The sequence below is a fragment of the Chryseobacterium contaminans genome, assembly GCF_001684955.1.
In the GTDB taxonomy this organism is placed as follows: domain Bacteria; phylum Bacteroidota; class Bacteroidia; order Flavobacteriales; family Weeksellaceae; genus Chryseobacterium; species Chryseobacterium contaminans.
On record NZ_MAYF01000062.1, the window covers coordinates 1 to 8,845 of the forward strand.

The 8,845-nt window shown below is 36.3% G+C and carries 8 protein-coding genes; 1 reads left to right on the forward strand and 7 read right to left on the reverse strand.

The window, feature by feature from the left end; translation table 11 throughout:
- Positions 1 to 94: 94 nt before the first annotated feature.
- The 7 genes from BBH99_RS05330 to BBH99_RS05360 form a co-directional block, all read right to left on the reverse strand.
- Positions 95 to 3,580: a glycosyltransferase family 117 protein gene (locus tag BBH99_RS05330; RefSeq protein WP_066692990.1), complete on the reverse strand. Its 3,486-nt coding sequence runs from the start codon at positions 3,578 to 3,580 to the stop codon at positions 95 to 97.
- Positions 3,581 to 3,786: 206 nt separating this feature from the next.
- Positions 3,787 to 4,575: an SDR family oxidoreductase gene (locus BBH99_RS05335; RefSeq protein WP_066692993.1), complete on the reverse strand. Its 789-nt coding sequence runs from the start codon at positions 4,573 to 4,575 to the stop codon at positions 3,787 to 3,789.
- Between the two features lie 184 nt (positions 4,576 to 4,759).
- Positions 4,760 to 5,764 carry an SMI1/KNR4 family protein gene (locus BBH99_RS05340; protein ID WP_228390742.1) on the reverse strand — a complete coding sequence of 335 codons (1,005 nt, stop codon included), beginning with the start codon at positions 5,762 to 5,764 and terminating at the stop codon, positions 4,760 to 4,762.
- Between the two features lie 4 nt (positions 5,765 to 5,768).
- Positions 5,769 to 6,359 (reverse strand): hypothetical protein, encoded by a 591-nt coding sequence (locus tag BBH99_RS05345; RefSeq protein WP_066692996.1) that lies wholly within the window; start codon positions 6,357 to 6,359, stop codon positions 5,769 to 5,771.
- 104 nt (positions 6,360 to 6,463) lie between these two features.
- Positions 6,464 to 6,952 carry an SMI1/KNR4 family protein gene (locus BBH99_RS05350; RefSeq protein ID WP_066692999.1) on the reverse strand — a complete coding sequence of 163 codons (489 nt, stop codon included), beginning with the start codon at positions 6,950 to 6,952 and terminating at the stop codon, positions 6,464 to 6,466.
- 2 nt (positions 6,953 to 6,954) lie between these two features.
- Entirely contained in the window at positions 6,955 to 7,494 is a 540-nt protein-coding gene (locus BBH99_RS05355) for a hypothetical protein (RefSeq protein WP_066693005.1), read from the reverse strand.
- 61 nt (positions 7,495 to 7,555) lie between these two features.
- On the reverse strand, positions 7,556 to 8,143 hold the full coding sequence (locus BBH99_RS05360) for a TlpA family protein disulfide reductase (protein WP_066693006.1): 588 nt from the start codon (positions 8,141 to 8,143) through the stop codon (positions 7,556 to 7,558).
- Between the two features lie 448 nt (positions 8,144 to 8,591).
- On the opposite strand from BBH99_RS05360, the gene BBH99_RS05365 reads away from it, so the two are divergent.
- Positions 8,592 to 8,845: carboxypeptidase-like regulatory domain-containing protein (locus tag BBH99_RS05365; RefSeq protein ID WP_131799194.1), on the forward strand; the 254-nt coding region annotated here is incomplete at its 3' end.

Here is an 8,845-nt window from a genome sequence, read left to right on the forward strand (position 1 = left end):
TACAAGGTAAAATCTAAGATTTTAAAACGAAACTATAAAAACAAAAATCCTTTATTCTGAAAGCCTTGTCTGATCTTAATGGTTATATTCTTTACTATTGTGTTGCTTTAATGATGGCTGTCGTAATCTGCTCTTCTTTCTTTTTTGAATAGGTAGAATCAAAAGGTTCCATTACATTGAATAAATATTGATAAAAAGGAGTAATTTTCTGAACATTTTCAGATTCTTGCATCGCTTTCTCTTTATCCATTTGCTGAAGGTTCTTCACGAAATCATTAAACTTTTTATCAACCGGTTCTACAGATTTCAGCAGATAGTTCTTAGCTTTATCATTTTGTCCTAATGTTCTGTAAGCCTCTGTTACCGCAGAAACCACAAGGGAATATTCCATAGGCTTAGACCTCATCTGTGTTCTGGCAGCTGCTCTGAATTGAGGAGAAAGACTCAGGTAATAATCATATTCATAAAAAATCTCTTTTTTAAGACGCTCAGCCAGTTGAAGACCTTTCTGTTCCTCGCCTGCAACAATATAAGCTGTGACAATTGAACTTAATGAGCGTGGATCATTGTACTTTTCTACAGGAATTTCTTTTGCGACAAGGTGGAGCAATTCTAAAGCTTTTGCTTTTTCACCATTCTTTACCAGTGCAGAAACCGCTCTGCTCACTGACATCCTATAGTTCATAATATCGGATATAACTGTATCATCATAATGATTACTAAGGTCTTTAAAATTACCCCACTTGTAGTTTTTCACTACATTATAAAGTGAATGCGCATCTACCCTTCCTTTATCTCCATCCGGACTTTGAGTGCTAAGGATAGGAACCAGTTTGTAGCTGAAGCCGTCAAACTGAAGGTAGTTATCAAGATAAAAGATATTTTCACTGTCATACAGTCCTCCGGATGAGAAACTGATTGGACGTTTCCAATCAAAATTGGCCAGTATATCAAGCATGATGAGATGACTTTTATAAAGAGTATTGGCTTCATAATTAATTACAATCTGATCTATGGTATCCGGAAGATCTGCCTGATTAATAATTCCAGACTTCACGGCATTTTCTTTATTGACAGGAAATACAAATTTATGTACCGGAATAATATTGTATTTCTCATATTCTTTTTCACCGAAATACATTTTCAGCAACTCATCTTTTGCCGGAGATTTGTATTTCAGGAATTTCAATGCCTCTTTTAACGTCATTGAATCCTGAGTCAGATATTTTCTGAATTCCTGAAACTCTGTATCGGGAGCGCCCTGATCTTTTAACATGGCAAACAATCCTTCCCAATCTTCTTTTTTCATCAGATACACCTGATCATTTACTCCATCCCTGTAGTCTTCATGGGTTAATTCACCCGGAATACCCATGGCATTGTAAGTTCTTCTTTTGACCTGATCAATGTTCCATGGCGTTGCCAGCAGGGTAAAGTTTACTGTTTTTACATCATCCCGGAATCTTTCTGTTTCCTGTAATCCCCAAACCGGATAGGTATCGTTATCGGCATAAGTAAAAACAATCCCGTTTTTAGGTAAAGAGGCCAGGAAAGAATAAGCTGAGTCATGAGCGGCAGATTTCCTGCTACGGTCATGCGGAACATAATTCTGGAAGCCCATCATGAAAGGAATTCCCAATAAAATGATCCCTGTTATACTATTGGCAACATTAGATTTTAGTCTGGATTGAATAAACCATAGAATACTTCCTGCCCCCAACCCGATCCAAATAGCAAATGCATAAAATGAACCTACCATAGCATAGTCTCTTTCTCTTGGCTCAAAAGGCTTCACACCTGTATAAAAAACAATTCCGATACTGGTGAGAATAAACAGTGAAAGAAGTGCATAAAATCTTCCAAAATCCCTGTTCAGCTGAAAAAAGAAACCGATTAGTCCCAATATGAGGGGCAGGAAAAAGAATTTCACAGTACTTTCATTCTTGAACTTAGCAGGCATATTATCCTGACTGCCCAATAAAGCATTATCAATAAAAGAAAATCCGGAAATCCAGTTTCCATGGGTATTTTCCATATGTCCTTGTAAATCATTCTGTCTTCCTACAAAGTTCCATAACAGGTATCTTACAAAATAATATCCGTTCTGAAAGGTGAAGAAATAGTCCATGTTCTGCGCAAACGATGGTCTTTGAACATTGATCAGATCGTAAGGTTTTACTTTCATATAATCTTCAACCGTAATAGAGTCATCTTCATATTTGGCTCTCAGTTCATCAAAAATCTGCTTAGCCTGAGGATTATCTGCCACATCTTCATTATCATAATTAAATGTAAAATCAGGAGCTCCGTACATCGATATATAGTTAGCCATCACTTCTTTATCTTCACTGAACATTCTTGGCATAAAGCTCATATGAGATTTATTGTAGACGTAATTAAACCTTTCCCCTGTTTTCCTGTAGGTTCTGGTCTTTTCATCCTTTTCATAAATATCTCCTGTGATTTCTCTTTTATAACTTCCATCTTCGTTTTTTTCCAATCCTTTTCTGTCTAGAGCAGCAGTATAGTTTTGTCCGTAAATAGTAGGCCAGTCTCCATATTGTACCCTGTTGTAGTAATCCTTCATCCCAATGGCCGTATCAGGATTATTAAGGTTCATGGGTGGATTCGCATTCGCCCTGATGGGAATTACCAGCCAGCATGAAAAGCCTATGATCATATATACAACAGATAAAACGACAGTCTGATAAATATTCCTTTTTGTTTTCCTTGCATATTTAATCATGAAATAACAAACAGCAGTCATCAGAACAAAGGCTGCAACAGTTCCGGAATGGAAAGGAAGACTTAAGCCGTTCACAAAGAAAATTTCCAATTGTCCGAACATCGTCATAATCAATGGAAAAATAATTTTAAAGACCAATGCAAGAACACCCAATGTGATAAGGTTAGCGACAATAAAACTCTTCCATGTAAATGGATAATTCCTGGCATAATAAACCAGACATACTGCCGGAATGGCCAGCATACACATCATGTGTACTCCCACTGAAAGCCCGAGAATAAAGAAAATAAGAATAATCCATCTTTCATTATCCGCTGCCTTGTATTCGTTTTCCCATTTGGTAATAAGCCAAAGTAAAATCGCGATAAATAAAGAAGCCATTGAGTATACCTCTCCTTCTACCGCTGAAAACCAAAATGTATCTGAAAACGTAAAGCATAAGGCTCCAATAGCACCTGCAAACAAAATTGAAACCTCCTGAGATCTGGTAACGTCTTCAAAATCTTTATCTAAAAGACTTCTTAAAAAATGAGTAATCGTCCAGAACAGAAACAAAATGGTGAACGCACTACAAAGTGCAGACATAGCGTTGATTACTATAGAATAATTACTGCTGTTTCCCAATGCAAATATGCTGGCCACGGCTCCTACAATTTGAAATAGCGCAGCTCCCGGAGCATGGGTTACTTCCAGCTTAGATGCTGAAGAAATATACTCCCCACAATCCCAAAAGCTCAGATAATGCTCCATGGTGGAGAAATAAGTAATTAATGCAATACAGAAAAGGAACCACCCCAGTACAGTGTTCCATTTTTTAAAAGACCAGTTTTTCATATAATATTTTCCAATATTGATAAGACAACTGGCAGAAAAAAAATATTACATCAACTTGTGACTTTTTTAATAAACTTGGCTGGAAAATGGAGGCTGGAAGTTATTGTTAGACTGAATATGAATCCAGATTATATTTAGAAAATTTCAATAGCAGAATTATAATTTATATTTCAACTACTTCCCTCTTCCAGCTTCCTCCTTATAATTTAATACGTATTATTCAGTCCGCCATCCAAAGGAATATTGGCTCCCGTAAGATAAGAAGCATATTCTGAAGCCAGAAAAGCTACCAAATGGCCATATTCTTCCGGTTTTCCGAATCTTTTCATGGGGATTTTATTTTCTCTCGTTTGTTTAATCTCATCTTCAGATAGACCTGCTTTTTGAGCATCATGGCTGATTAGGCTCTGGATACGTGCTGTATCAAAATACCCTGTTAAAATATTATTTACCGTAATATTATGCTGAGCAACTTCATTGGATAATGTTTTTGCCCACGCCATTACAGCTGAACGGATAGAATTGGAAAGCGCCAGACTTCCAATGGGTTCTTTTACAGAGAGTGAAGAAACATTGATGATACGACCGCTTTTCTGTGCAATCATATGAGGTAACGCCAATAAGGTTGTTTCACAGACTGTTTTAAATAGGAGGTCAAAAGCTTTCTGATAATCTGCCACGTTTTTATCAACTGCAAGTCCCGGCTCAGGGCCATTGGTATTATTTACCAGAATATCGATGGAATGGGTGTTAAAATATGTAGTAATGATCTGTTTATAGCTTTCAAAATCAGAAAAATCGGCAACTAAATATTGATGTTTCTGATCCGGATTCACCATCGGCAATGCAACTGTAAAATCTTTAAGTTTTGCCTCATTGCGGGCCATTACTGTAACATTTGCGCCACATTTGGCCAGTTCAATGGCAATTCCTGCGCCTATTCCCTGGGTAGCGCCACCTACCAAAGCGTTTTTTGAAAAAAGTTGAATATTCATAAGAGATATATGATGGTGTTTTAATGTATATAAAGGTAAGAAAAAAGTTACGGAACAAATTGAAATTTAATGCTTTAAATATTACTAAAAACCATCTTATAACCGGAATACCTCACCTCATTTTTAAAGTTTCCAAATAAAAAAAAGCCCGCAGATCAAACTGCCGGACTTTTTAATAGTATAGCTAAAGCTTATTCGATGCCGGAGATTCTGTATAATTAAAACTTCTGTTCAAATATTCAGAAGCGATCTCCCTATTTAAAATTTCTTCTACCTCATCAAATGTTACCAGCCCCTCAGTTTCAAATGAGCCACCATTAGGGACTTTATAGGTATACTCAAAAATATCACGCTGATAAATGGTGTTCAGAATTTCTACCTGTTTTGCCGTGAGATATAGTTCATGCGTTTTCAACTGATTGAAGAGATTCTGTTTCAGGTCTTCTTCTTCCTCTTCATAAAATATAGAACCTTCATCTATTTCTGCTACTGATTCCAGAAGCTGACGGAATATAAAATCCTGAAAATTTCCGGCCAGTACCTCAGCTTCCTCGTCATCATGAGGAATAAGAGTTACAGGAACTGCTCCATCTTTTTGCAGATCAAACTGAAAGGCATACAGATCTCCGGCTCCATTCTGTGCAAATGGAATGAATTGGTAACCCGGATGAATATTTCTGTAATCTTCTTCATCAGACATTTCATCAATAGAGGTTTCAACAAGTTCCTGATCATTCCAGATTTCAATATCAAATCCAAATAAAAGTAAGGGTGGATTTTCTTTTAACTTTGGAAAAGTGTCATAGTACCAGCTTGATCCGGACGCGCCCCAATCCAGCATATTATTCGCAGCTAATTGTTTGTAAATATCAGGATATTGAATGTTATATTTCTGTTCTAATTCCTCTAAGTTCATTGCTTTTTTAATAATTTGATTTGACTCTTTTATAGTATCCCAGCATACGGAACATATAATTTTGTAACCGCAATCCTGGGACCATTGATCCTGTTCTTCATCTGTTCTTGTTTTGCTCAGGGCTTTTTCACATTCATTACACCAGGCCATATTTTCCGGCTCAAATTCATGAAAACCTATAGGCTCATGGCTGCCGGCAAGAAGGTGGCTGCATAGTAACTTCAGGTCCTGTTGCCCATGCTTGTCACAGTAAACATGTTGTGCTTCTTCCATGTTTTTAAGTATTACGTTCCATACAGATATAGGAAGCATTGTTTTTATCATAAAACACTTCTATAAAAGGCTCATCTTTTAATCCAATCTGAAAAAGAAACTCCAGGTCTTCATTCCATTGCATAGGCGCATCATCTTCCGGCCAGGTCATGGCCCATCCTCCCTGATAAGCAAAGATTCCTTCATATGAATAGATAGGGTGAGAGTCCATCCAAATATCTGTATATTCATCTGAAGCAAAAGCCAATAAACTGCACAGATCGTCCTTATCACCATCATTTTCAGTAATCCATTGCTGGACTTCTTCATCTCCATAGTGCATTAAAGTTTCAAACGGTGGATAAATCTCTCTGCTTTTTCCGGTTAATGCTGTATATTTATTTAAATCTATTGATTCTATGTTGATGGGAAGAAATTTGAATTCATCCTGATCTTCGGTAAGCCCCATCCATTGATCTAAATGTTTCACCAGGAAACGAACAGGTTCATCTTCGTTGGCATAAGCTGTTTTTTCATCAGACACCTGGGCTGAAACGAATACTTGTGCCTGGCGGATCATAGGCTGTGCTTTTTCCTTTAATTGGTCTATATTCATGAGAAATATTAAAATGATAATAGTGGTGAATAATTTTCTTTTGACTTCAAAAATAGAGGATTTTATCAGGCATTGCAATCTTAAAGCTTCTGTTTCTGTTAAAATTAAACAGTGAAAGGATAAATTTCACTTAATTCCGGATGAATGGCATCCAAAGCCTTATAGAACCTCTGTCGCACAGGTTCTGAAATATCATCGTGCTCATCAAAATACAGGTCCAGCTGCCGGATAACAAATGCCACCTGCAGCCATTGTTCAAAGCTGATGTTCATGGGTTCTAGTGTTTCATCATAGTCATGGTTATAGAAGAAAACTGTTCCATTCTTATCCAAAAACCAACGGTCTCCCTGTCCGTTTCCTGCAAAGCACCAATAATCCTTTAATACAAATTCTTGATTTTCATTCGCTGCTTCAACAGCATTGTATAAAATAGCTTCGGAGGCAATCTCTGTTGTTTTTATCAGAGTAACTACCCTTTTATACTGTTCAGGAAAGGGAAAATCAATAGCTTTGGGAAAATTCTGAATGTTTCCTTTTTCTTTTAAAACCTCAGCTTCTATTTCTTCAATTGATAATATTGTAAATGAAATCATTCTTAGATTTTACCTTGGGTTTTCAGTATACACTCAATTTTCAGATCATGTTTTTTCACAAGCTCTACAAAAGCCTGGGTAACAAATTTGACTCCCTTGTTTTCATCCTGAACAGCATATTTCACATCCGGTAACGTAATGTCTTCAAAAGTGAAACCCATTCCTTCAAAATCTTTTACGATAGGAGCCGTTTTAAGAAATAATGCAGCGTAGACAGGTATTGGCTGGCCTTTCAGCATACAAGGAATAAATTCAATTTCATCCTGAACTTCTGTTTTAAGAGCTATAATAGCTTTCTCCGAAAATAAATCTCCCACACCACCCGTATAGCAGGTATAAAGATCATAGTCTTTTAAAAAGTCATCAAGATTTAAACCATATTCTTTGGTAAATTCTTCTTTAATAGGAATGATATTATTCCTGATTGGGTTTTCTCTGCATTCAGGAAGTTGAAATTTATCAAAAATATGTCCTTGTTTATCAATTACTGAGAAATAATAATCTTCTTTCGGGTGAAAGGAAAAAAGGGTATACAAATTCATACTTTACTCATTAGCATCAGTCAAATATAGCTATTCTCCGGTACTCGGGAAGGATATTTTGTTATTTAAGTAATGAATCAATTTCCTGATAAAAAGAGTCTTTGCTGTAATCTGCCACTCCTGTGTGATGAAGCCGGATTGCTCCTTTTTTATCCAGTACAACGGTAGTAGGTAGTAAACCGTTGTAAAGTTTTCCGGGAATACTGCCTGCAGGAGTGATAAAAGGGACTGTAAATCCTTTTTCTTTTAAATATACTTTTCCCAGAGCGGGATTATCGTCAAGGTTTACTGTAAGGAATACTATATCCGAATGTTTTTTATATTTGTTGTATAGCTTTTCAACGGATGGAAATTCAGCACGGCAAGGCGGACACCAGGATGCCCAAAAATTGATAAAAACCACTTTATTTTTCAGGACAGCGGTATCAATAAGGATTCCGCTCTCATCTTTCAGTATCAATCCAGTATAAGCGGCCAAGCTTCCCGGCTTCTCCTTGGGTTCGGAAATACTGGAGTTGAGAATCCCAGTGGAAGCCACCTGTCTCATCAACCATGCTTTGGCATCCGGATTAAACAATATGATGATGAACACAACTGCTAAAAGTATAGTGGAAAAATTACCTGCGATCCACTTTTTAAAATTTTCCATACTCTTCTAATCATTCTTCTGAAGCAATATAGGTTTTATATCTGGATTGAAGGTTCTTAAAAAAGAAAAATTCATTTCAGTCACTCTCCCTCAATTGAATCAATCACAGTTAAAACATAAAAACAACTCAACCTACTTACCCTATTAAAAATTAATTAAATATCTAAAAAACAGCAATTTATTTCATTTGCACTTTTCATTACCCTAGTTCGTTTTTTAATGGATTTAAACTATAATAACTTTAAAATCAATGGTTTTCCTATAGCATTTTCTTATAATCCTTTCAATTAAGATTTCCGAAAACATTGATTAACAAGGTAAAAAGTATTATTTTTTCAGTAATATCAGCATTTTAGGTGTAACTAATCTTCTATTCGTTCAACTAATCAACTGGAAACAATAAACTCCAGATACATATAAAAGAGATCTACTACTTTAAAAAAAACTAATGCAAACATCTTTTTTCAAAATTACCGCAGCCACTGCTGCGCTCTGTCTCAGTACACTGATGATGGCCCAACAGCAATCCCGTTCCGTAAGCGGAACAGTTAAGGATAAAAAAAACGGTGAGTTGCTGATTGGCGTAACGGTAAAAGTAAGTGATGATCCTTCAATTAACGTTGTAGCGAATGAGTATGGATTTTATTCTCTTTCATTACCGGAAGGAAGTCATACCATCGTTATTTCTTATCCGGGTTATAA

Bases quoted from the DNA above. Each gene is read 5' to 3' on its own strand.
- BBH99_RS05345 (WP_066692996.1), bottom strand. From the start codon at position 6,359: ATGAATATAGACCAATTAAAGGAAAAAGCACAGCCTATGATCCGCCAG.
- BBH99_RS05360 (WP_066693006.1), bottom strand. From the start codon at position 8,143: ATGGAAAATTTTAAAAAGTGGATCGCAGGTAATTTTTCCACTATACTT.
- BBH99_RS05340 (WP_228390742.1), bottom strand. From the start codon at position 5,764: ATGGAAGAAGCACAACATGTTTACTGTGACAAGCATGGGCAACAGGAC.
- BBH99_RS05350 (WP_066692999.1), bottom strand. From the start codon at position 6,952: ATGATTTCATTTACAATATTATCAATTGAAGAAATAGAAGCTGAGGTT.
- BBH99_RS05330 (WP_066692990.1), bottom strand. From the start codon at position 3,580: ATGAAAAACTGGTCTTTTAAAAAATGGAACACTGTACTGGGGTGGTTC.
- BBH99_RS05335 (WP_066692993.1), bottom strand. From the start codon at position 4,575: ATGAATATTCAACTTTTTTCAAAAAACGCTTTGGTAGGTGGCGCTACC.
- BBH99_RS05355 (WP_066693005.1), bottom strand. From the start codon at position 7,494: ATGAATTTGTATACCCTTTTTTCCTTTCACCCGAAAGAAGATTATTAT.